Source organism: Faecousia intestinalis (assembly GCF_040096185.1).
GTDB lineage: Bacteria > Bacillota > Clostridia > Oscillospirales > Oscillospiraceae > JAZOXB01.
In genome coordinates this window covers 81,845-103,065 of record NZ_JBBMFF010000244.1, presented here as the reverse complement: position 1 = coordinate 103,065, position 21,221 = coordinate 81,845, and the positions used below count along the sequence as shown (strand labels likewise).

Genomic DNA, 21,221 nt, shown 5'->3' with positions numbered 1-21,221 from the left:
TATTGACGCGATAGACTGACACATGATCACCCTGCCATTTCCGTAGATACTTCAACGCCGCAGATTCCAAAGTAGCGGATGCGGATGACGTTCTTGCCCTTCGGGGTGAAGTAGGTCTGAGAGCCGGTATAGCGGAAGGTCACGAAATCCCGGACGATGAAGAGTCCTTCGTTGCTCTTCTTGTTGTAGGGAAGAAGCTGACCGGAGGGAGAGCGGAACAGATACCCTTCGTTAAGCAGGAATTTGACGAACTTGCGCTCCGGGATTTTCAGTTCCTTCGCCGTGGTGCGAATGTTGGTGCAATCATCTGGATTGACGAAGGCGTCAAAGTAATCGGCTTTCGGTCTTGCGATGCCCAGCTCCGCTTCAAGGGCATTGGCGCGATTCGTTTCCTTGAGCAAGGTCTGCGCAAGCTCTATGATGACCGCCGGTTCCTTCTGAATGCGGTCCAGCAGGGATTCCGTCATGTAGCAGCCGGTCTTGCGGATCATGGGAACAACCTCATCGAACAGCCAGTGTTCAAATCTTTCCGCCGAGGGGAGTTTGCTATGGACAATTAGCCTGTAAACATCACCCTCCGTAATGTAGGAAAGGGACTGCGTACCGCCGCTCGTAAGGGTGTCCCGTTTTAGGACACCCTTGCAATGGTCAATAATTGCCTTGCCGGGTCTGGCATACCCCAATGCTCTTGCAACATCTGAGCCGCAGAACAGAAGTGTTTCTCCGTCGAGGATCGTCCTCACCTCACCGAACTGTTCATTCTTGAAGACTTCGATTTTGTTATCCATGACAGGTTTCCTTTCCGGCATCAGATGTGCCACTTTGATTTTTGAGTGTAGAAACGGGATTGCAGCAGTAGGGACACTCCGCAAACACGCAGGACTGATATTTCCAGTGAGGACGGTGAAAGCGGCAGCTTCGGCACTCAGGGAGAATGCCATCCGCGCCACTGTCAAAATGCTCAAAGCCGGGTGTGGTCTGCATCAGCAATTCCAGTGCTTGCAGATCACCGGCTGTCATGCGTTTCATGCTTAAAAACTCCTTTCCTTCGCCGCATCGCCAGCAAATATTCCGGCTTTTGGGCAACAAAAAAAGAGGGTTTGCTTCTTACTCCAAATTGGAGAAGAAACAAACCCTCTTCGTTTACGATGTAGTTCAGATGATTTCTCGGATGGTATGAATGACACCGAGCAGCAGCCCGATGAAGAAGGCAAGTCCTCCGATAAGACCGCCTATGATTAAGTTCAATGCGAAGATGCCGACTGAGCCGGAGATACCGTAGCCGCTGGGAACGAGCCAGAGGCACATCCTCCGGATGCCGAATGGCAAGCCGACGCAGATCCACATAAGGAAGTAGTCACATACGCCGTCAGGCATATAGATCGGCTTGAGAAATGACGCGAGGCAGAACGCAAGCGCGATTGGAAGCAGAACCTCCTTCAAGAAGACTTTGATAGCACCCACTATATCCTCCTTCTGCCGGAAGTGTGCAGCGGCACACTCCGGCTTGCTTGATTATTGTGAAAGTCCTTTGTTTTCGGTCAAAAAAAGAAGGGACTAAGCCAGAATGCCTTGGTTTTCAAGGTCTTTCTGATTTAGTCCTATTATCGCACAATAATCTTTGGTAATGACCGTCGCCACTCGTCCGGCTTCCACTTCCTGCAACATCGCTTGCAGCCCCTCGCGCTCAAAACTCACGCCGGAAAATCCGTCGTCCACAAAAAACTTTGTGTTCAAAAAATGGTGTTCGTCCGCATAGCGTTGAAGTATCATTTTTTGGTGCTGTATGCTTCCGCTTTCTCCGGCTTGCATATCCTCTTGACTTAAACGGCAGTAAAGGGCGGTGATTTTATTCGACTGTAACATTAGTCCTCCTTTCCGACAGCCGAATAAACAGGTATAATGTGTTGCTATCATTATACCATATCCCGCCGCCTAATGCACTACTCGGACGCTAAAAATCCCGGATTTCCGGGCTTTTTCTGCAAATCCTTTACAATGAGTTTCTCAATCTTTTTATGGATTGTATCGGTTGCCTTTTCACTCGGCAACGCTTGAACAAGATAGGTGATTTTCCCTATTTTGCGTTCGGTTGTAATTGTCTGTTTTTTATCCATTAGAAAAACCTCCTTTTCCTGTATGGATAAACTATATTCGTCAAAAGGCAAAAACGGGCGGTTGTTAGCTGCAACCTCACGGGAGTTTCACCCCGGCCCATGCTTATGGGTGCGCCGCGCAATACTTTGAGGGTGTTCAACGCGGGAGTATCATTGTGCCGCCTTGTATGTCGTCGCCCACAAGCTGCTAAACCTGTTTTACGGCGCGGTAGTTCTCGCTCGGCTTTTCCCCTATGGGGAAAAGCTGTCATGGCGTACCCGCCGACTGGCTCGGTACAGACGGAATGTACCCGTTTGCCTGTTATGCTGCGCACCAAAGGCCGCTTTCTTTGTCAAAGAACAATAGGCTTTGTCGGCCTGCAAAAGCACATCAACAGCGGATATGCTTTTGCGGAACGACAAATAGCCCATAACGGGAAGCGTGGAAAGGGGACACGCTCCCCGCATGGGCTAAAAGATTATCCTACATGAAAAGCAAGGGTGCGGGTAATAAGGCGCACTTGCAGCCTGTTACGCATTTCCTCGTCCACATAGGAATAGGTATTGCCCGCGTCGTCTTTCAGCGTGCGGGTACAAAGTTTCGCTATGTAACCCTCGTAGTGCTTCAAGATCGCGCACATGGCGGTTGTGTCGCCGTTTGCCGCTGCGGAAATGACAGGGAACGGCAACAGATTTTCAGACTTCCTAACGGTATTCATCATCTGCTTTTCCCTCCAAATACTGTTTGATTTTCGCAAGCGCGGATTTCCTGTGCCGGAAAACCGTCGTGCGTACAACATTCAGCAGTTCGCCAATTTCCGCGTCGCTCATATCCAAGAAGTAGGACAAAAGGATAATGTCGCGTTTCCTTTCGGGCAAAGCGTTAAGGGCTTCGGCAAGCAGTTCATTTTTGACGAGTACATCAAAGCCGGACACTTGAAAACGGAAATAATCGCTTTCGTATTCGTCCGTTGTGAAAAGCTGCGCGAGTTCGCTTTCGCTCAAATCCGAAAAAGTAACTTCGCGTGCTGCGCGTTTCGCAAGAGTGCGGCGGTGGCTTTTCGCTTCGCCGACCAAAGTTTTCTTTGCTAATGCGTCGTACTGATGTTGTATTCTTTCCTTGTCGGAAGAAGATAGCTCCATAGAGTTCACCTCCTTCCCGCGTGGAGTAGAGGACGGGAGTTAAGGGCTTGTCCTCTCTGCCCCTTTCGCTCCGTACCCGTTCGGGAGATGGCTCTTGAGTGCGCTTTTCAGAAAAAAGTTGAAAAAAGCAAAATGCGCCCGTCCGCAAGACGCGGACGGGCGCAAAGGAAATGTAAGCAGTAGCTAAATGTATTGACAGTTCACATTCATAGCCGGAATATCCCGCTTGCGGAGCATAGCTTTTTTTGACCGCAAAGCATTAGGCGGGTTACAGTAAATAAAAATGGACACGGCGATACCTCCCCGATACCGCCGTATCCTTAAAAAAGGGCGACTTTAATACACTACCCGCAATCCATTCTATAATAGGGAACAGCGGCTTTTGCGCAATATTAAATAAAAAAGCCGATAACACATAGGTTTTTTGACCTAATGCGTTATCGGCTCTGCGTCTATGCGTCTGGCACTTTTAATCATTTTTTTTTGAATTTATTATATGTGTTAGCTAACTGTCCACAAGCCGCGTTAATCTCTCTGCCATGAGAAACTCTCATAGTAACTTCAAGTCCTGCTTGCTCTAATTGATGTTTGAATGCAACTATTTCCCGTTTCTGTGGTGCTTTAATTCTTGAATTGCTTGTTGGGTTGTATTGTAACACGTTAATCATAACTTTTTTGCCCCGAAACCATTTTGCAAGTTGTCTTACATCTGAGGGCCGGTCATTTATACCCGGTAAAAGCAAATACGCAAAGACAATTTTGCGATTATGCCTTTCAGAATAGGATAAGGCTTGCTTAACAACATCTTCAATAGCATATATGCGCATGTGAGGAATAATACGATTTCTTGCAGATTGTGTTGCTGCGTGTAAAGATATTGTCAACTGAATTTTAAGATGTTCCTCGCGCAATTTTTTTAATTGATCGACCGGACCAACTGTTGATATGGTAATGCCGTCGGTTGGAAAGTTGAGCCCATATCTATCTCGGAGAATATGGATTGCTTTTATCAAGTTGTCATAATTGAATAAAGGCTCTCCCATACCCATAAAAACGATACGGTTTACTTTTCGACGCAACAATATAATCTGTTGTACGATTTCTGACGATGTTAGATTACGAACAAAGCCATTTCGCCCGGACTCACAAAAAATACAACCAACAGGACAACCGACTTGTGTGCTCACGCAAACAGTTCCACCATCTCGCCGCTTGATAAAAACCGTTTCAATGTATTTGTTGTCTTTCAGTTCGTAAACATACTTTTCAGTATCACTGCTTTTGCAAATATTTTTTACCAACATTGATAGATTTTTTTTGCGTGGTAATTGCTTATATAATTCTTCATATAAGGCTTTTGCTTCATTCTCGCCAATAACTTCCGACATTTCTTTGTAAGTAAATCCGTATGGATCATTCCGTACTTCCGCAGGCGTATATTTAGGTAAACGTTTCATTTTTATATCCTTTCTTCTAAATAATAAAAGTTTGTTTTTCTGTATTTTTGATTACAATCTCTAATTTTTCTACATCAATGATATGCGTCAATTTGCATTTAGGGCAGAAAAGAGGAAAATCTTTTAATACAGTATTATGAAATACTTGAACTCTCGTCTTTCCGTTACAAATCGGACATTTTATCCAATATTTTTTAAGCATTATATTTCACTCGTCCTTTTTACACAAAAAAATGCAGGTCAATCCTCAACATGAGCATTGACCTGCATTTATAATGCACAGAGCAGTACAACAAAACTAAGGCATAGCTTGCACTATGTCTATACTATATCTATACGTCGTTAGTTTTTTGTATAGCATCCGCAAAATAAGCATGACAAAAAAGCCCATGTTGAAAATGGGAAAATCCTTTTTTTCAATGCTTATCTAATACGCATGCTATGCAACATAAACGCCGCCTCCTTTTACATAAATTTTATTTTATCAGAAAATCAGTCTACTGTCAATACACAACAGGAAGTATTTAACCTAATGATATGAATTGTGTGGACATATCCAAAAAGAAAGGTGAACTGTAAAATGTAACAGGGTGAATGAAAATGGCAAAAAGACCCGTACCATTGTACGACTTTAAGGCTTTCGGGGCAGCTATAAAAGCCGCGAGAAATGAATACGGCGAGAGCCGCAAAAAGGTAAGCGACGAGTTATATATTTCCCCGCGCTACCTTGCGAATATCGAGAACAAGGGACAACAGCCGAGTTTACAGGTATTCTATGACCTTGTAACCCGGTATCATATTTCGGTAGATCAATTTTTCTTCCCGAACAGCAATGCGGAGAAATCCACCGGGCGGCGGCAGCTTGACGCGCTGCTGGACGGTATGAGCGATAAAGGCATACGGATTGTAACCGCAACAGCAAGGGAGATAACGGAAGTCGAAAAAGCAGAGGATTAACCTCACAATATGAGAAATCGGGAGATTGCAGCGCATGGCGGCTGCAATCTTTTTTTGCGTCCAAAATCAAAGGAACGCGCAACAAATACCGCCTTTCGGTGGGGGTATGGAGTAGATAGCAAGCACAGCAAACGAGTACCCGTTTGCGGAAAATGCTTGTTGGGATAATCCCAAACCCTTATACCGAAAGGCGGTGCGGAAATGGAAAACCGAAAGAGAAATATACAGATGAAGTTTTACGTTACGGAAGAAGAAAAGCGGCTGATCGACGAGAAGATGAAGCAGCTTCCCATAAAGCAGTATGGGGCATACTTCCGTAAAATGGCGATAGACGGGTATATTCTTGTCGTTGACCGAAGCGACACAAAAGCATATATCCGGGAACTGCAAGCGGTGAGCCGGAACATCAACCAAATTGCAAAACGCGCCAATGCGACGGGGACGGTTTACAGGCAGGATATAGAGGACATTAAAAAGGCGGTGGACGAGATATGGCGGTTACAAAGACGCACCCTATTAAATCAACCTTAAAGGCTGCGATAGACTATATCTTAAATCCCGAAAAGACAGACGGGAAGCTGCTTGCGTCCTCTTTCGGCTGCGGGCTGGAAACCGCCGATATTGAGTTTGCATGGACGCGGGAAGCTGCCGGAGATCGCGGCACACATTTAGGGCGGCACTTGATACAATCCTTTGCGGTGGGAGAAACCACACCGGAAGAAGCGCACAAAATCGGCATGGAACTTGCCGGGGCGGTATTAGGCGGCAAGTATGAGTTTGTTTTGACAACTCACGTCGATAAAGACCATCTGCATAATCACTTGATTTTCAACGCGGTTAGCTTCGTTGACTACAAAAAGTACCATTCCAACAAGCAAAGCTATCACTTTATCCGGCGCACCAGCGACAGGATATGTAAAGAGCATGGGCTATCCGTCGTCGTACCGGGACAGGACAAGGGAAAAAGCTATGCAGAATACACCGCCGAAAAGCAAGGGACAAGCTACAAAGCAAAGCTGAAAACGGCGATAGATACTCTCATTCCCCAAGTGAAAGATTTTGACGAACTGCTGCGCCGCTTGCAGGAAATGGGGTATGAAATCAAACAGGGCAAATACATTTCCTTTCGCGCTGCCGGACAGGAACGGTTTACCCGCACAAAGACGCTCGGCGCGGCCTATACGGAAGAAGCGATAAAGGAGCGTATCAAGGGCGTGTATGTTGCCAAAACAAAAACGCTGCGGGAAGATAAGAAAATCCGGCTTGTCGTCGATCTTGAAAACAGTATCAAAGCCCAACAGTCGGCGGGCTATGAACGGTGGGCAAAAATCCATAATCTGAAACAGGCTGCTAAAAGCATGAACTTCCTAACCGAAAACAAGATTGAGTATTATAGCGAACTTGAAAGCAAGATAGCCGATATTATGACCGCTCATGACGCGGCGGCAAAGGCGGTTAAGGAAGTGGAACAGCGTATGTCTGATTTGTCGCTGCTTATCAAGCACACCACCACATACCGACAGTTAAAACCGATTTACGATGAATACCGAAAATCGCCGGACAAGGAAAAGTATCTGCGGGGGCATGAAAGCGAAATTATCCTGTTTGAAGCTGCGGCAAGGGCATTAAAGGAAATGCAGATAAAGAAGCTGCCCGATCTCGCCGCGCTGCGCAAGGAGTATAGAAGCTTAAACGACAGGAAAACCAAATTGTATGAAGATTATCGGCAAGCCAAGAAGCAAATGCAGGAATACGGCGTTGTCAAAAAGAACGTCGATAGTATTCTTTACCCGTCCCAAAGCAGGGCGCGGGAGCAGGAGCGATAAGGCGCAAAACATGGGGTGGCAAGTGGAATGTTAAGGGCTGAAAACGCCTGTGTTTCTGCGGCTTCCAGCGCATGAAAACGACATAGACGATAAAGTATATTCAAACCCGCAAAAACGGCTTTCTAATTGTCCACGCAAGGACAAAAAAAGAACAGGGGCGCGGTGCCGGAAATCGGCAACCGCGCCCCTGTTCTCTATGGGCTATTCCTCGTCGGTCAAGATAAACTCCCTTTCGGAAAACTCGCTGTCCGTCATGGCTTGCAGCTTGTTCACCGCTGCGGCGGCAAGCTGGCGCATATCCTCGTCCATGTAGGGCATGGCGGCAAGGATATTTTCAAGCGTTGTTTCCCGGCTGTCCTCGGCGTAGATCGCAACAATGTTTTCTTCCTCAATGGTAAAGCGGGTATTCATGCTATCAAACCTCCAAATCCTTTTTATGCTCTTTCTGTTTATCTTTCGGCTGCTGCGCCGCCTGTTTCTTGTATTCGTCCAGCTTCTTCAAAATGGACGGTTTTTTCTGCGGCTGTTCCCGTTTCTCGGCTTTTACCGCTTTTGCAAGGTCGGTAACGGAAATCGCTTCCCCCGCCTTTGCCCGCTGCTCAAAATCTGCAACGGTGGGCGTTTGCGGCGTATTGTTGATAAGCCCGTCAAAATTGTTGTCGTTCTGCTCTATGGTGTCCTCGACGTGCTTTAAGGGATTATCCCGCTGCGGCTGCTCGGCGGCTATGGCATAAGCCTGTGTGCCATTCCCCATAATGAGATACTTCCCGTCCTCCGACGCATGGTGAAAACCAAATCCCGCCGCTTCGATCTGTTCACGGCTCATATCGGTAATATGAAAATTGCCCCTCGGCGTTCTAACGGTTTCACCCGTCAAAAGGCTGTCGGGGGTCGCTTCCGGCTGCTGCTTTTCAAGCTGCCCGTCCTTGTAGGAATATCCTTGCGCCGCGATTGCTTCAAGGGTCTTGCCCGTAACGTCGCCATAAATCCGCTTGTCTGCGTCAACCAGCATTTGCAAAGTGTCTTGTACGGTGTCGGACAAGGCTTGCTGCTGTTCGGGCGGCAGCTTGTCAAATACGGGGGTCTGCTGCTCCTGCAAAAACTCCGGCACTTGCTGAAAACCGATACTGTCTACATAGTGGGCGGTGTCCTCGTCGTTCTGATGAAGCACAACAATGTCGGAAACGGAAAGGCTATGCCCCTTAAAGTCGGCGGGGTGGTCGATATTAAACCTTTCCCAAATGTCGCCCAGCGTCATATCCTTTGTAAGCGGTGCAGTATAGACGAGTTCATAATTTACCCGGTCAATGGTAAGTCCAGCCGCTTGCAGACGGTCATAAGGCTCAAAGCGCAAGTCCCTTGTTTCGTCCCCGCGCTTTAACTGATAAATGGAAAAGGTATCGCCCTGCTCCTGCTCGGCTTGCCGCTGCTGCTGCAACTCGGTAAAATGCCCCTCAATCTCGGTAATGAGTTCCTTTGCGGTGGTCTGTATTGTTTCAAGGGACGCTTTTAACTCGGTCATTTCCTTGCCGCTGCTCCAACCAGCCACATAGCCGAAAGAGTAATCGGAAGTATCAAGGCCGAAATGCTGGCAAACCGTATAAGCGACGCTTTCCGCTTCTACCTCGCAGGTATGGCGGTCAACGCGGTTTTGCTGCTCCGGCGGGGCGTTTAAGTCTACGTCGTGCAGCTTCGCATGGGCGATTTCGTGAATGGCGGTCTTTACCGCCTGTAATTCACTCACGCCCTCTTTGATTGCAATACGCTTGTCGGTCAAACTGAAATACCCATTTGCGCCGTTTGTGATCTGCTCAAATGCAATCGGGACGGGGGACGCTTTTTCAAGGGCGGCGAAAAAATCCTCGTACTGCTCCACATCGGCAAGCAGCGGTTTAACGGAAAGGTCGGGAAACTCCTTGCCCTCGGTCTGCGAAATATCAAAGACGGTTATAACCTTAAAGGCGGGGACGGTGATTTCCTTTTCTTCCTTTACCACTTTTCCCTCGCGGTCAAGCATGGGCTTTCTCGTTTCGGGGTCGATTTTATCAACCAGCTTTTTCACCTTGTAGGGCGCGGGGGCAAAGATTTTAATGCCTTTCTCGCCTTTCTTTACATGGCGGTCAAACTCCTTTTCCCATTGACGGAAGCCCATTACCAAATTGCCGCCCTGCATAGCAATTAGGATAGTGTTATTCAAACTATAATCATGGAACTTTGACATAGCGGTTAGAAACTCTTTGTAGCGGTCGCTGTCAAAAATCGCCTGTACGACCTGTTCCAAACGCGCGGTGATCTCCTTTACCTTTTCGGCGGGCTTTTCGGAAGTAAGGATAATGGGGACGACGGGGCGGGGCTGCTGCGGCTCTGCGGCCTGTGCGTCTGCTTGCTGCGTTTCGGCTGCGTCCATATAGGCTTTGTCCTGTTCGCCGCGCTCCGGCTGCGGGTAACTCATAATGCGGTATTCTTCCGGCACTTCGCGCCCCTCAAACTGCCGTTCCCACTCGTCGCCGCTTTCCACGATATAGCCGTACTCGGTAAACGCGCCTTTTTCCTGCGCGGCAGCGTTCCTGCCAAAAGTAGAAAGGTCAATGCCGCCTTTCCATTCTTCGGGCATTTGTACCATGCCGGATTGATTTAAGTAATAGTCGCCCAAATCGTGGTAGTTATGTACTTCGGGGATATGGACGTAAAAATCCACGTTGTAGGTGAAGTCAATTACCTGTCCAATATTTGCAAGCCCGTTTTTCTGCTGCAAAGCTGCGTTCAGCTTGCCAACCTCGGCGGGGTCAAGCTGTTCGAGCCGCGCCGCAAGAAAATTGAGTTCGTCCACGTCGGCGGCGCATACCATTTCATAAGGCAAGGCAATATGTTTCTCCGGGTCGTCGGAATAGCCGCGAATGGAAAAATCCTGCGGGTTGTCGGCGGTAATGCCGACGTTCCGCATAGCTTCGTGCAACTGCTCCTTTGTGGCGGGCATATCCAACCAATAGCCGCCGGGGTCGCCCGCGTCAAAGCGGCTGCGGTTGCCTATCATAATAGAAAACTGTTCGCTCATGTGTTCACGCTCCTTTTCCTGCCCGGTATTTTCGGGGATAGCTGCCGCCTGTTGCTGCTGCGGGGGTTCTTCGCCCTCTATGGTGTAGTCCGGCATGAGCATACCGTTTACTTTGAAATAGTCGGCGTACTCCTGCGGGATAGGCGGGGAGATTTCCGTAAACAAGCGGTCATACGCTTTGATACGCCCATTCAGATACTTTTCCATAGCTGCCTTGTCGGTGAAAACCTTTCTATCTTGTCCGGCAATCTTCGCTTGGGTTCTGCTTGGGCTGTTGGTGCGCACGCTCCATGTAAGCGTCCATGAATACGGGATAGATTTCTGCGCTTCTTTGTCGTAGCGGGTATTCTCGTAAATGTAGTAATTCATCTGATATACCCGATTGCTGCGAATATGGCGGTTATGCTCGGTGGTCTGCCACTCGTTAGCGGTGTGCTGGACGTGCGGCGTTCTCACATATTCAAGTGTTTTATCCAGCAAAAGCGTTCTTCCCGCCTGTTCTTCCCATGCGGCGGCGCGTTCTTTAAGGTCGTCAAAAATCGCCTGTTCTGCCGCCGCGCTTTCGCTGCGCATGGAAAGTAGCTGCGCAATCGGCAAGGAAGCATAAGGGGCAATCTCCCTGTCCTTTGCTTCAAAATATATCCGGCGTTCTATCCGCATGGTTTCGGCGGCTTCTAATTTGTCATGGTCGTATGAGGAATACGGCATATTCTTTCATCACGTCCTTTCTCGGTCATATAAGGGTTTGGGACTATCCCAACAAGCAAAATGCCCGCGCTCTCTATGGGAAGCGCGGGCATTTCTCGCAAACGGGTACTCGTTTGCTGTGCTTGCTATGTAGTTGTTTTTATCCGTAAACGCCTGTTTCTCTCGCTTTGGGCTTTCTGTCTGCGGCGTATCTTTGCCGCGCAATCGGGGCAGTATTTCGCCCGGTTGCTGCCCGCCGCAAACGTGCTGCCGCATACCGCGCAACGCTTCAAATCGGTTTCCCCGCTGCGGGTGATCTGTTCGCAAAGCTGCCTGTCGGCGGGTAATACCGCTTCGCGGAAATAGCGGCATAGCAGCGAATAGCTGATACTCTGCACACAAACGCAAGTTTCCCCGTCGTCCAGCAGCAGACAATTCCCGCAATCGTTGTTTGCACAAGCGGCGCGGGTCATTTTCTTTACGGCGCGGTATTGCTTTTCATCAAGCCTTATCATTTTCGGTTCTGCTCGACGCGGAAGTTTACATACTTGCCGCCTGTGTCGGCAAGCAGCACAACTCCGTCAAAGGTCTTTCCCGTCTTGGTCGAGTACATACCTTTGATTTTTACCTTTCCGTCTTTCAAAAGGGCGGCGGCAATCGCCTTTGTGAAAGCCTTTTTGCGCTGCTCAAAAAAGCGGTCATTCTTCCACATCACAAAGCTGCAAGCCCTGTCGGAGCAGTAAAAGTTTTTCTTGCCCTCGTAAACCGCCGCGCCGCAACGGGGGCAAGTGCCGATTGCTTCCCGCTGCGGGGTAAACAGCTTCGCTTTATCCTCGGAAATCGCGGAATAGGTCTTGACAAGCCCCGCTGTCATTTCCTCAATCCCGCGCATGAAGTCGGCGGGGCTGTCGCTGCCCTTTGCAATCCCGGTAAGGCGCGTTTCCCATTCTGCCGTAAGCTGCGGGGACGTAAGGCTGTCGGGCAGAATAGCGACAAGGTTATACCCGTCCTTTGTGGGGATTAGCTTTTTGCCCTTGCGCTCGGCAAAGCCCGCGCTAATGAGTTTTTCAATGATACCCGCCCGCGTCGCGGTGGTGCCTAACCCTTTGCGCTCCGCGTCCTCCGGCGTGTCCTCCTTTCCCGCACTCTCCATAGCCGAAAGTAACGTATCTTCGGTAAATGCCTTTGGGGGCTGCGTGTAACGTTCGGAGATCTCCGCTGCCGGATTGTCAAAGGTCTGCCCCTCGGCAAGCGGGGGTAAAACCGCTTCCGGCTCTGCGTCCTCGTCCTGTTCCCCGGACGCGGCGCGGGATAGTCTTTCAATCTCGCGCCAACCCTCGCAAAGCGTCGTCCTGCCCTTTGCGGTAAAGGTATAGCCGCCGCAAGTGAAAACCGCCGTAACCGCTTCATACTCATAGGGCGCGGCAACGGCGCAAAGCAGTTTTGCGCACACAAGGGTCATTAGCTTTTTCTCACTTTCGGCAAGGGAAGAAAAGCCCGTTTTCACAAACTCCGCTGTCGGCAAAATGGCGTGATGGTCGGTTACTTTGCTGTTGTCGCAAATCCTCGCAAGGTCGGCTTGCAGCTTCACGCCCTGCATAAAGGGGAGAGCAGCGCAAAGGCCGGTGATAAGTTCCTTTGTGCTGCCCTCCATATCGGAAGTGATATATTTGCTGTCGGTGCGGGGATAGGTCAAAAGCCGTTTTTCATAAAGGGCTTGCGCATAGTCAAGGGTCTGTTTCGCCGTAAACCCATACAAACGGTTTGCTTCCCGCTGCAAGGCGGTGAGGTCAAACAGTTTCGGCGGGGCTGCGGTCTTTTTCTCTTTTTTAAGGGAAGTACAAACGGCCTGCGATTTCTCGCAAGCCGCTTTCATCTGCCGCGCCGCCGCTTCGTCGTCCTGCCTTTCGGAAAGGGCGGCAACGCCGCCAACGTCCAGCCGGACGACATGATATTTCTCTTTCTTAAAGCTGCTGATTGCATAGTCGCGGTTTACCAGCATAGCAAGGGTGGGCGTTTGCACTCTGCCGACATTCAATGTTTTATGGTAGAGGATAGAGAAAAGGCGGGTCGCGTTAATGCCAATGAGCCAATCGGCCTTTGCTCTGCAAAGCGCGGATTGATAGAGGTTGTCATAGCCGCGCCCGTCTTTGAGATTTGAAAAGCCCTCGCGGATTGCACTTGCTTCCATGCTGCTAATCCAAAGGCGGGAAAAGGGCTTTTTGCAATTCGCCTGTTCATAGACAAAGCGGAAAATGAGTTCCCCCTCGCGCCCGCTGTCGCAAGCATTGATAATCTCGGTAACGTCGCTGCGGTGCATAAGGTCTTTGAGAATGGAAAACTGCTGCTCCTTGCCGCTGGCAACAATAAACTGCCACTCCTGCGGGACAATGGGAAGATCGTCGTACTTCCATTTACGGAATTGTTCATTGTAGGTCGCCGCGTCTGCAAGGCTAATCAAATGCCCGATACACCACGACACAAGGTAGCCGCCGCCCTCAAAATATCCGCTGCGCTTTTCATTCGCGCCCATAACGGCGGCAATCGCCGCCCCGACGCTCGGTTTTTCTGCAATTACAAGTTTCATAGATTATCGTCCTCCTGCTCGGTCTGTTCGGTTTCGACTACTTCCGTTTCCTCGTCGTCCTCGTCAAAATCAAGGTCGTCAAGGCTGCTGCTGCCTTTCGCCGCGTCCTTTTTGGGCTTCAAAATCTTAAAGTAGTAGAACGCGCCGCCGCCCGCTGCGGCAACAAGCAGCACGACAAGCAGAATACCCATGCCGCCGCCTTTTTCTTCTTCCGGCGGCTGCTCGGTTTCTTCCGGCTCCGGCTCGGCTTCCACACCCGCGCACTCGCTCATGTTGACGCTGCAAACCGGGCAAGCGGTGTTGACGCTTCCGGCAACGCATTTATCGGTGCAGCTACAAACGGGGGCTTCGGTCTGCCCGTCCTCCATAAGGGCGGTTAAATCCGCTTCGTCCACTTGGTTAAGGAAATGGACGGTATTTTCCCCGTCCTCGGCGCGGTCAATGATGATGTAAAAATAGTTGCCACTTTTGGTAACGACGGTGATAAACTGCTTGTCGCCGGACGCTTCACCCGTTATATCGTCCACAAGGGACATATTCCCGTCCGGGGTAAGGGGCTGCGGCTCATAGCCGCCCGTCGTTTCTTCCGGCTCGGTTTCCGGCGCGGGGGTTTCCTCGGTTACGGGGGTAGGCGTGTCGTCGCTTTCATCGCCACCGCCCGCATAAGCGGTAACAGAAAAGCCGCACATGATAACCAGTGCGGCAAGCAATACGGTAAACTTTCGGATTATCTTTTTATTCTTCATTGTCGTTGTCCTCCTGTTCGGCGGGGTAAGTGGCTTCCGGCTGCGGCAAGGTGATTTCGCCGCTGGCGTAAGCGGAGAGGAACGCGGCAAGCTGCGTCCCGTCAAGGTGTACCGCCTTTACCATTTGCACGATCTGCGCGTTTTCTTCCTCGACTTTCTGCGCTTCAAGGTCTTTCAGCTTCTTTTGCTGTTCAAGGATTTTTGCCCTCGTTTTCTCAATATCCCTTTCGATACGGTCAAGTTTCGTGTTCGCCATAGTCATTTACTCCTTTCCAAACTGTTCTTTCCATGAATAGCTGCGCCCCAATCCCTTAACGGTTTTAAGATAGGGCATAGCGTTTTCTTCCAAAGTCGCCGCCCGGTTAAATAGATCGGGATAGTGTTCTTTGAGATATAAAATCTCTTGTTTCTTCATGCTCGGACAAAAGAAACAGGACGATTTACCCGGCTGCGGCAATCCTGCCGCTTTGATTTCCCGGATACAATCGTCCCTGTTCCAGCCCCATTCTTCAATGAGGGGGTAGCGGTTATGATATTTTTTGTCGGCTTCGTTGTACTTGCGGGAATGTTCATACCGTTTCACTTCTCCCGCGTCATAGCCGATATAGCGGTTGACTTTCTCGCCGCGCTGCCATACTTCGCGGCAAGGCGCATAGTGGTTGCAAAACTTTTCCTGCGGTGCGATTTTGTGTTTCTGCGAACAACGCTTATGCCCGTAGGCAATCGACGGGAGCGTATGAGAGCGCAAGCACTCGGTTTCAAGAGATAGGCGGTTGCCGTAGCGGTCAACATACTGCACAACGGTAATCTGCGGCATACCGTGTTCCGCAAGCCATTGATTGATTATCTCGATAAATTGATAGGTATGCGGGTGTTCCGCGCCCGTATCGGCAAAGGTGATAAGGTCAATCGGGATTTTGTGCTTGTATAGGCCAATAAGTAAGGCGGCACTATTCGTGCCGCCGCCAAAAGATACAATATTCATTTTTCAACTCCTTTTAATTGTAATTTAACCGCCCGTAGGCGTAAAAGTGGGATTGCCAATAGCTGGTGTCCAGCTTTGAATACTGGATAGGGTCGCCACAATGCAGCATGACGGGGCTTCCGTCCCCGTCCTCGCCCACATAAATCCCCACATGGGAAACGCCGGGGGTGTCGTATGTACCCGTAAAGAACACCAAATCCCCCGGCTGCGGGTTAGAAACAGGGGTTGAGATGTTGTAAAGCCCTTGCGCCCCAAGTCTGCCCGTATTGTATAGGCCGCTGTTCGTCAACACATAACTCACAAAGCCGCTGCAATCAAAAGAGGTTTCCGGGGTGCTGCCGCCCCACACATAGGGAAAACCGACGTATTTATCTGCTTCCTCCATGAGCCGCGCAAACTTTTCATCGGAACCCAGCAGCGCGGCGGGTACTTCATAATCGGCGGGCGGGTTTTCATAGTATTTAGACACATAGCCGGATTGCGGGAAAAGGTCGGGTCTGTTTCCCAGCGACGACATATACATAGCGTACATGGATAGCTGTTCTTCGCCCATGATGTAAACGGGGACATGGGAGAGGTTGAAGTTTTCCAAATCCACATGAAGAATGTAATAGTTATAGGGGACTTCAACCGTATAGGGGTTGCCCTCGCTGTCCGTCCTTGTTTCGGTGCGGTAGCGTACCTGTACTTCTTCCTCGACCGTCAAGATATACTGTTTCTCAAAGAGCATTTCAAGGGTGCTTTGCACTTCATCGAGTGTAAACACGCCCTCATGCCACGCGGAAAGGATAGAAATTAGCACATAGGGGTCATGCTCGATCTCGTCCGCGTTTACCCGGTATTCGTCATAGCCGGGGTATTCGCTTTCGATATTGTCCAGCATATCTTGTAACTCGGCTTCCATAGCGGCATACGCGCTTTCCGCGCCCGTTATATCCGCGTCCTCGGAGAGATAGGACGACGCAATCAAGCCGCTGCCGCTGTTGCCGCCAAAGAGGGAGCAAGAGGACAGCCCGCCGAAAAGCAGCAGCACGATAAAGGCAATCCCGCCCACAATCAAGCAGCCTTTCCAATGCCGGACAACAAAGAACGTCGCCCGTTTGGTTTCCTGCGCGGTTTTCTTCGCCGCCTTTGCGGTGGCTTCAGCGGTTTTTTTCGCTTTGCCGCCCGCTTTCAGCGTTTTTGCATACTGCTTTTTAATGCGCTGCTTCTGCCAAAAACGGGAAATGGGGTTGGAGTGCGCAAGCGCGGGGTTATCGTGCAACGCCTTTTGATAGAGAAAATCTGCGTTTGCCTTTACCGCTTGTTTTTCCGCTGCCGCCGCTGCCCGGTAGGGTTTCAGCTTATGGCGGCGTATGCCGCCCTTAACTGCCCGCGCCGCCATGCCGCCCGCTTTCTCTCCGGCAAGTTCTACCCGGTGCCCGCTTTCCACACCGACGTTTTCTTTCTCTACCTCGTAGATTTTCCCATGTACGGTACTGTTTAACTCCTGTGCCGGACGGGATAAGGGGTTATGCCGCAACTTGCCGTTTGGGGGCTTATCCGTCTTTTCAAAGGAAAGGCGCGTCTTTGCCTTGCCTTTCGCTTCGTCAAAAACGCGCTCTTTCTTGATTTTGGTCTGCTTGGGGATAGCCGCCCGCGCTGCGTCTAAACAGTCTGCCGCCTTATCCGATTTCTTGATCGCTTTTTGAAGTTCCGGCGTTGCCCGTTCCGCTTCGGAAAACTGCAAGCGGGAAGAATGGGTTTTAGGCTGCGTCGCGTCAAGGGCTTTTTTCTCCGCGCCTTTTGCTGCGTGTCGCTCAATCTCTGCGCCGATATGCTGCACAACCTTTTCCGCTGCCACCCCTGCGGGGGCTGAATAGTTTTCTTCCTGCGGCCTTTCGCTGATACTGGACGTTTCGCCCGTCGTGAGGTTTTCCGCAACCGCACCGTCGCGGGTCATTTTTTGCGTTACCTTGTCGGGGGCTTTCAGTTCCTTGCTCAATCTTCATCACCTCCAATCCGCTGTTTTGCAAGTTCGCAATAGTCGGGGTTTAACTCAATGCCGATATAGCGGCGGTTAAGCCGTTTTGCTACCATGCCCGTCGTGCCGCTGCCGAAAAAGGGGTCAAGGACAATCCCGCCGATGGGACAGCCCGCCAAAATGCACGTTTCCGCAAGTTTCGGCGGGAACGCTGCGAAATGCCCGCCATGATAGCCGACATTGTTAATCTGCCAAACGTTGCGGCGGCTGCGGACGGGAGAAATCAACTCGTCGGCGTATGCGCCCTTTTCGCGGGGGCGGTTGATTTTCTGCGGTTGGTTTTGCCCCGGAACAGTAACGTTATACTTATTTCCTTTGCTAACTCCGCTTTTCAGCCGCCCCGCCGTTGTGGGGGCTATCGGCTCGGCTACTGCTTGCCAATCGTAATAATACTTCTTTGACTTGGTAAGCAGAAACACATATTCATAGCAGCGGGTCGGCCTGTCCCGCGTGCTTTCCGGCATGGGGTTTGTTTTGTGCCAAATGATAGAACTGCGCAAATACCAACCGTCGCCCCGCAAGGCAAGGGCTACAAGCCACGGAATACCGATTAAATCTTTCGGCTTGCAGCCGGGGGCGCGGTGGTTTACCGCCACTTGCTGCCCGTTCCTGCCTTTGGGATATTTCGGGTCTTGGTGTCCGGCTTTGCTGCCTGTGCCGCAATAAGTGTCCGCGATATTCAGCCAACAAGTGCCCTCCGGCGTAAGCACCCGCTTTACCTCATGGAAAACCGCCGTAATGCGGGAAACGTATTCCTCCGGCGTTGCTTCCCGCCCTATCTGCCCGTCTGCGCCGTAGTCCCGCAAGCCGTAGTAGGGCGGGGACGTTACGCAACAGTCAATACAGTTTTCCGGCAAGGCTTGAAGCACCTGCAAGCTGTCGCCGCAATAGATTTTATCCGTTTCTATCCTCATGCCGACACCTCGCCGGGTTTGGTCGTCATCACGCGGTAGAGTTCTGTGTCCTGCGGGAAACGGTCAATAAACGGCAAAATGACGTTGCCATAGAAAATAAGCCCCTCGCCCGCGTCGGAATGGGTTACATAGGTCATTTGCTGCTGCGAAATGTTAAGCTGCTTTGCAAGGATTTCCCGGTCGCCCTGCGCTTGGTTGAGCATATAGACAAAATCGCTGTTTTCAAAAACGTTTGAAACTTCTCTGCTCGTCAAAAGGTCTTTGACGTTCTGCGTGATACCTGTCGGAATACCGCCCCATTTTCTAAATCTTTTCCATATTTCAACGGAATAGGCGGCGGTCTGTTCCTCTTTCAAGAGCAAATGAAACTCGTCGATGTAGTACCGCGTCGCCTTGCCCTCGCTGCGGTTGAGCGTTACGCGGTTCCACACTTGGTCTTGGATAATGAGCATACCGACTTTTTTAAGCTGGGTGCCGAGTTCCTTAATGTCAAAGCAGACAAGGCGGTTGTGAATGTCAACGTTTGTGCGGTGGTTAAACAGGTTCAAGCTGCCGTTTACATACAGTTCCAATGCCGACGCGATACGCTGCGCTTCCTTTTCCGGCTGCTTCCTAATCTCGTTGTAGAGGTCGCCCAATATCGGCATATTTTCCGGCTTCGGGTCTGCAAGGTAGCTGCGGTACACGCTGATAACGGCGCGGTCAATCAAGGTCTTTTCAACCGCTTCCAGCCCGTTTTTGCCGCCCATAATCAACTCACAAAAGGAAAGGATAAAATCACTCTTTAACGCTATGGGCGTGTCGCCCTCGCTGTAATTGAGGTTAATATCCATCGGGTTGATGTACTGCGTGCTGTTCTGCGAAACCTTGATAACCTGTCCTTTCAGCCGTTCCACAAGGGGGTAATATTCGGCTTCGGGGTCGCAAATGATAATATCGTCTGCGGTAATAAGGAAAGCATTGGTGATCTCGCGTTTAGCCGAAAAACTCTTGCCGCTTCCCGGTGTGCCGAGAATAAGGCCGTTAGGGTTTTTCAGCCGCTTCCGGTCGCACAAAATCATGTTGTTGGAAAGGGCGTTTAAGCCGTAATACAACGCTTCGCCGCTTTGGAACAGCTCTTGTACCGTAAAGGGGACGAAAATAGCGGTGCTGGAAGTCGTCAAGCCCCGCTGGATATGGATTAGGTTTTCCCCCAACGGGATAGAGGACATAAGCCCCTGTTCCTGCCGGTAGTCAAGGCGGGTGAGCATACAGTTGTATTTCTGCGCGATACTTGCAGCCTGAAATACGTCGTTATCCAATTTCTGCTTGGTGTCCGCGATATTCAGCACAAGCAAGGTAAGTAAAAACATTCGCTCGTTCCGGCTCTGCAAATCCCGCAAAAGGTTTTTCGCTTCGCCGCCGTATGTGGCAAGGTCGGACGGGATTATATCCATATCGTAGCCGCTGCGGATTGCTTTTTTCTGTTCCTCGATTTTCATGCGGTCAAGGTCGGTTATCTTGCGCTTAATGGTCTTGATCGCTTCGTTGTGGTCGATACTCTGAATGTGCAGATTGACGACAATCCCGTTTTCCGCTTCCATAAAGTCGGCAAGCATACGGTCGGAAAGTTCCGGCGCGGCAATCTGCAAAAAGGAAACTGCGCCGTACTTCTCGCCCATTTGGAACATTCGCCCGTCGCCAAAGCGGAAAGAGGACGGGGCAATAAAGTCTTTGACGGAAAGGCCGCTTGCGGGTAGCCATTCCCACGCAAAATTAAAGCGTTCCCCGTCCGGGTGGAACAGCCCATGCAGCACTTCAAGACGCTGCTTCCCGTCCAGCACCCGCGCCGCCGCGCCCATTACCTTAAAATGGTTGAGGGTGTCCGTTTCGATACGGGCAAGCCGCGCCCGCGCCGATTTAATATCCTTTGCTTCAATGGTAAAGGTGAGGAACTTTGTCTTGATAAGCCCGTTGTTGCCCCGTTCAAGCTGCGTCCTAAGCATTTCGGTGTATTCGGCTCTGATACTGTCAAAGTCGTCATTCTGCGGGGCAATCGTGATACTGCTTTTAAAATCGTCCTTGTTCGCATGGCGGCTGATTAGGGAAAGCTGCACGCCAATAGAAGCGTCAAAGGAATTATACATATCGCAAAGGGCTTCAAAAATGGCGGTCTTGTCGTCCGGCTGCGCAAGCTGATAGTTGATGTCCTCAAACTCTATGCACTTGGAATACCGCCCGTTTGCAAGGCGGCAAATCCCGTCCTTATACATTCGCTCAAACGGTATGCTGTCCTGCGCCGTATGGGGCTTCCCGTCGCCCTTTGCCTGCCGGATAAGCGCGTCGATCTGTTTCTTTTCCTGTCGCGTAAGTTTACGCTTTTCGTTTTGGGTCTTTCCCTTTTCCTTTGACAATCGCCCGTACCTCCTTATCTAATCGCTCCTGCCGCGCAAGGGCGGCATAAAAATTGTTGGTCTGATAAGGTCGCTCTTTGGGGCGAAGAAACTTCACTTCCACAAATTGCCGTATAATCACTTCCAGCGGTTGCCCGTTCTTCTCATACATGGCGAGTAGAAACATAGGCAGCATGGCAAGCACCATGCACAAAGCCGCCGTTGTCGTTCCCGCGCTGTCCTTTGTCAAAAAGAAAAGCGGTAAGCCGATAGCCACCGCCGCGCCGAAACAAATTAACTGCCGTTTGGTAAGGTTAAACATTACCTTGCTCTTGATTTTGGTTAAATCCTTTGGGACGGTTACATACGCCAT

22 protein-coding genes and 1 pseudogene are annotated in these 21,221 nt (G+C 50.3%); 3 read left to right on the top strand and 20 right to left on the bottom strand.

What is annotated here, in order from left to right; genetic code table 11:
• Window positions 1–26 precede the first annotated feature (26 nt).
• The 9 genes and pseudogenes from WMO66_RS11160 to WMO66_RS11120 form a co-directional block, all read right to left on the bottom strand.
• A complete protein-coding gene (locus WMO66_RS11160) occupies window positions 27–788 on the bottom strand; it encodes a phage antirepressor KilAC domain-containing protein (RefSeq protein ID WP_071699539.1) in 762 nt (253 codons plus the stop codon).
• On the bottom strand, window positions 781–1,029 hold the full coding sequence (locus WMO66_RS11155) for a hypothetical protein (protein ID WP_071699538.1): 249 nt from the start codon (window positions 1,027–1,029) through the stop codon (window positions 781–783). Before WMO66_RS11155 ends, WMO66_RS11160 begins: the two co-directional genes overlap by 8 nt.
• Window positions 1,030–1,155: 126 nt before the next feature.
• Entirely contained in the window at window positions 1,156–1,464 is a 309-nt protein-coding gene (locus WMO66_RS11150) for a DUF6050 family protein (protein ID WP_005934801.1), read from the bottom strand.
• A gap of 153 nt (window positions 1,465–1,617) precedes the next feature.
• A pseudogene (locus WMO66_RS11145) lies at window positions 1,618–1,866 on the bottom strand (recombinase family protein); the annotation flags it as partial.
• 77 nt (window positions 1,867–1,943) lie between these two features.
• Window positions 1,944–2,117, bottom strand: coding sequence for a transposon-encoded TnpW family protein (locus WMO66_RS11140; RefSeq protein WP_002604472.1), 174 nt, complete (start codon window positions 2,115–2,117; stop codon window positions 1,944–1,946).
• 458 nt (window positions 2,118–2,575) lie between these two features.
• Window positions 2,576–2,818, bottom strand: a complete 243-nt coding sequence (locus tag WMO66_RS11135; RefSeq protein ID WP_002604473.1) for a helix-turn-helix domain-containing protein — start codon at window positions 2,816–2,818, stop codon at window positions 2,576–2,578.
• Window positions 2,802–3,239, bottom strand: coding sequence for a sigma-70 family RNA polymerase sigma factor (locus WMO66_RS11130; RefSeq protein ID WP_002604474.1), 438 nt, complete (start codon window positions 3,237–3,239; stop codon window positions 2,802–2,804). Before WMO66_RS11130 ends, WMO66_RS11135 begins: the two co-directional genes overlap by 17 nt.
• 473 nt (window positions 3,240–3,712) lie before the next feature.
• On the bottom strand, window positions 3,713–4,696 hold the full coding sequence (rlmN, locus tag WMO66_RS11125) for a 23S rRNA (adenine(2503)-C(2))-methyltransferase RlmN (protein ID WP_002584956.1): 984 nt from the start codon (window positions 4,694–4,696) through the stop codon (window positions 3,713–3,715).
• Window positions 4,697–4,712: 16 nt separating this feature from the next.
• Complete coding sequence (locus WMO66_RS11120) at window positions 4,713–4,898, bottom strand: cysteine-rich KTR domain-containing protein (RefSeq protein WP_003431289.1); 186 nt, start codon at window positions 4,896–4,898, stop codon at window positions 4,713–4,715.
• Window positions 4,899–5,296: 398 nt separating this feature from the next.
• Here WMO66_RS11120 and WMO66_RS11115 point away from each other — a divergent pair, with 398 nt between their 5' ends.
• The 3 genes from WMO66_RS11115 (at window position 5,297) to WMO66_RS11105 (ending at window position 7,479) form a co-directional block, all read left to right on the top strand.
• The gene (locus WMO66_RS11115) at window positions 5,297–5,653 is read left to right on the top strand and encodes a helix-turn-helix transcriptional regulator (protein ID WP_002584957.1); all 357 of its coding nucleotides are present in this window, start codon (window positions 5,297–5,299) and stop codon (window positions 5,651–5,653) included.
• Window positions 5,654–5,854: 201 nt separating this feature from the next.
• Window positions 5,855–6,184, top strand: a complete 330-nt coding sequence (locus WMO66_RS11110) for a plasmid mobilization protein (protein ID WP_002584958.1) — start codon at window positions 5,855–5,857, stop codon at window positions 6,182–6,184.
• The gene (locus WMO66_RS11105; RefSeq protein WP_002584959.1) at window positions 6,145–7,479 is read left to right on the top strand and encodes a relaxase/mobilization nuclease domain-containing protein; all 1,335 of its coding nucleotides are present in this window, start codon (window positions 6,145–6,147) and stop codon (window positions 7,477–7,479) included. Before WMO66_RS11110 ends, WMO66_RS11105 begins: the two co-directional genes overlap by 40 nt.
• 201 nt (window positions 7,480–7,680) lie before the next feature.
• Here WMO66_RS11105 and WMO66_RS11100 read toward each other — a convergent pair whose 3' ends face one another.
• From WMO66_RS11100 to WMO66_RS11050, 11 genes are all read right to left on the bottom strand, one after another.
• Entirely contained in the window at window positions 7,681–7,890 is a 210-nt protein-coding gene (locus tag WMO66_RS11100) for a transposon-transfer assisting family protein (protein ID WP_002584960.1), read from the bottom strand.
• A gap of 4 nt (window positions 7,891–7,894) precedes the next feature.
• Entirely contained in the window at window positions 7,895–11,242 is a 3,348-nt protein-coding gene (locus WMO66_RS11095; protein ID WP_349136516.1) for a YodL domain-containing protein, read from the bottom strand.
• A 125-nt stretch (window positions 11,243–11,367) separates the two neighbouring features.
• Entirely contained in the window at window positions 11,368–11,736 is a 369-nt protein-coding gene (locus tag WMO66_RS11090; protein WP_002584962.1) for a cysteine-rich VLP domain-containing protein, read from the bottom strand.
• The gene (locus tag WMO66_RS11085) at window positions 11,733–13,808 is read right to left on the bottom strand and encodes a type IA DNA topoisomerase (protein ID WP_002584963.1); all 2,076 of its coding nucleotides are present in this window, start codon (window positions 13,806–13,808) and stop codon (window positions 11,733–11,735) included. The genes WMO66_RS11090 and WMO66_RS11085 overlap by 4 nt, the downstream gene beginning before the upstream one ends.
• Complete coding sequence (locus WMO66_RS11080) at window positions 13,805–14,554, bottom strand: DUF4366 domain-containing protein (RefSeq protein WP_002584964.1); 750 nt, start codon at window positions 14,552–14,554, stop codon at window positions 13,805–13,807. Before WMO66_RS11080 ends, WMO66_RS11085 begins: the two co-directional genes overlap by 4 nt.
• Window positions 14,544–14,810: a DUF4315 family protein gene (locus WMO66_RS11075; RefSeq protein ID WP_002584965.1), complete on the bottom strand. Its 267-nt coding sequence runs from the start codon at window positions 14,808–14,810 to the stop codon at window positions 14,544–14,546. The genes WMO66_RS11080 and WMO66_RS11075 overlap by 11 nt, the downstream gene beginning before the upstream one ends.
• Window positions 14,811–14,816: 6 nt before the next feature.
• Window positions 14,817–15,539, bottom strand: coding sequence for a phosphoadenosine phosphosulfate reductase domain-containing protein (locus tag WMO66_RS11070; protein ID WP_002604475.1), 723 nt, complete (start codon window positions 15,537–15,539; stop codon window positions 14,817–14,819).
• A gap of 13 nt (window positions 15,540–15,552) precedes the next feature.
• Window positions 15,553–17,481: a C40 family peptidase gene (locus WMO66_RS11065; protein WP_425516017.1), complete on the bottom strand. Its 1,929-nt coding sequence runs from the start codon at window positions 17,479–17,481 to the stop codon at window positions 15,553–15,555.
• Between the two features lie 38 nt (window positions 17,482–17,519).
• Window positions 17,520–18,476, bottom strand: a complete 957-nt coding sequence (locus tag WMO66_RS11060) for a DNA-methyltransferase (protein WP_349136515.1) — start codon at window positions 18,474–18,476, stop codon at window positions 17,520–17,522.
• Window positions 18,473–20,869, bottom strand: coding sequence for a VirB4-like conjugal transfer ATPase, CD1110 family (locus WMO66_RS11055; RefSeq protein ID WP_349136514.1), 2,397 nt, complete (start codon window positions 20,867–20,869; stop codon window positions 18,473–18,475). Before WMO66_RS11055 ends, WMO66_RS11060 begins: the two co-directional genes overlap by 4 nt.
• The gene (locus WMO66_RS11050) at window positions 20,829–21,221 is read right to left on the bottom strand and encodes a PrgI family protein (protein ID WP_257332829.1); all 393 of its coding nucleotides are present in this window, start codon (window positions 21,219–21,221) and stop codon (window positions 20,829–20,831) included. Before WMO66_RS11050 ends, WMO66_RS11055 begins: the two co-directional genes overlap by 41 nt.

Bases quoted from the DNA above. Each gene is read 5' to 3' on its own strand.
- WMO66_RS11160 (WP_071699539.1), bottom strand. From the start codon at position 788: ATGGATAACAAAATCGAAGTCTTCAAGAATGAACAGTTCGGTGAGGTG.
- WMO66_RS11155 (WP_071699538.1), bottom strand. From the start codon at position 1,029: ATGAAACGCATGACAGCCGGTGATCTGCAAGCACTGGAATTGCTGATG.
- WMO66_RS11140 (WP_002604472.1), bottom strand. From the start codon at position 2,117: ATGGATAAAAAACAGACAATTACAACCGAACGCAAAATAGGGAAAATC.
- WMO66_RS11135 (WP_002604473.1), bottom strand. From the start codon at position 2,818: ATGATGAATACCGTTAGGAAGTCTGAAAATCTGTTGCCGTTCCCTGTC.
- WMO66_RS11130 (WP_002604474.1), bottom strand. From the start codon at position 3,239: ATGGAGCTATCTTCTTCCGACAAGGAAAGAATACAACATCAGTACGAC.
- rlmN (WP_002584956.1), bottom strand. From the start codon at position 4,696: ATGAAACGTTTACCTAAATATACGCCTGCGGAAGTACGGAATGATCCA.
- WMO66_RS11120 (WP_003431289.1), bottom strand. From the start codon at position 4,898: ATGCTTAAAAAATATTGGATAAAATGTCCGATTTGTAACGGAAAGACG.
- WMO66_RS11115 (WP_002584957.1), top strand. From the start codon at position 5,297: ATGGCAAAAAGACCCGTACCATTGTACGACTTTAAGGCTTTCGGGGCA.
- WMO66_RS11110 (WP_002584958.1), top strand. From the start codon at position 5,855: ATGGAAAACCGAAAGAGAAATATACAGATGAAGTTTTACGTTACGGAA.
- WMO66_RS11105 (WP_002584959.1), top strand. From the start codon at position 6,145: ATGGCGGTTACAAAGACGCACCCTATTAAATCAACCTTAAAGGCTGCG.
- WMO66_RS11100 (WP_002584960.1), bottom strand. From the start codon at position 7,890: ATGAATACCCGCTTTACCATTGAGGAAGAAAACATTGTTGCGATCTAC.
- WMO66_RS11095 (WP_349136516.1), bottom strand. From the start codon at position 11,242: ATGCCGTATTCCTCATACGACCATGACAAATTAGAAGCCGCCGAAACC.
- WMO66_RS11090 (WP_002584962.1), bottom strand. From the start codon at position 11,736: ATGATAAGGCTTGATGAAAAGCAATACCGCGCCGTAAAGAAAATGACC.
- WMO66_RS11085 (WP_002584963.1), bottom strand. From the start codon at position 13,808: ATGAAACTTGTAATTGCAGAAAAACCGAGCGTCGGGGCGGCGATTGCC.
- WMO66_RS11080 (WP_002584964.1), bottom strand. From the start codon at position 14,554: ATGAAGAATAAAAAGATAATCCGAAAGTTTACCGTATTGCTTGCCGCA.
- WMO66_RS11075 (WP_002584965.1), bottom strand. From the start codon at position 14,810: ATGGCGAACACGAAACTTGACCGTATCGAAAGGGATATTGAGAAAACG.
- WMO66_RS11070 (WP_002604475.1), bottom strand. From the start codon at position 15,539: ATGAATATTGTATCTTTTGGCGGCGGCACGAATAGTGCCGCCTTACTT.
- WMO66_RS11065 (WP_425516017.1), bottom strand. From the start codon at position 17,481: ATGACCCGCGACGGTGCGGTTGCGGAAAACCTCACGACGGGCGAAACG.
- WMO66_RS11060 (WP_349136515.1), bottom strand. From the start codon at position 18,476: ATGAGGATAGAAACGGATAAAATCTATTGCGGCGACAGCTTGCAGGTG.
- WMO66_RS11050 (WP_257332829.1), bottom strand. From the start codon at position 21,221: ATGGCGTATGTAACCGTCCCAAAGGATTTAACCAAAATCAAGAGCAAG.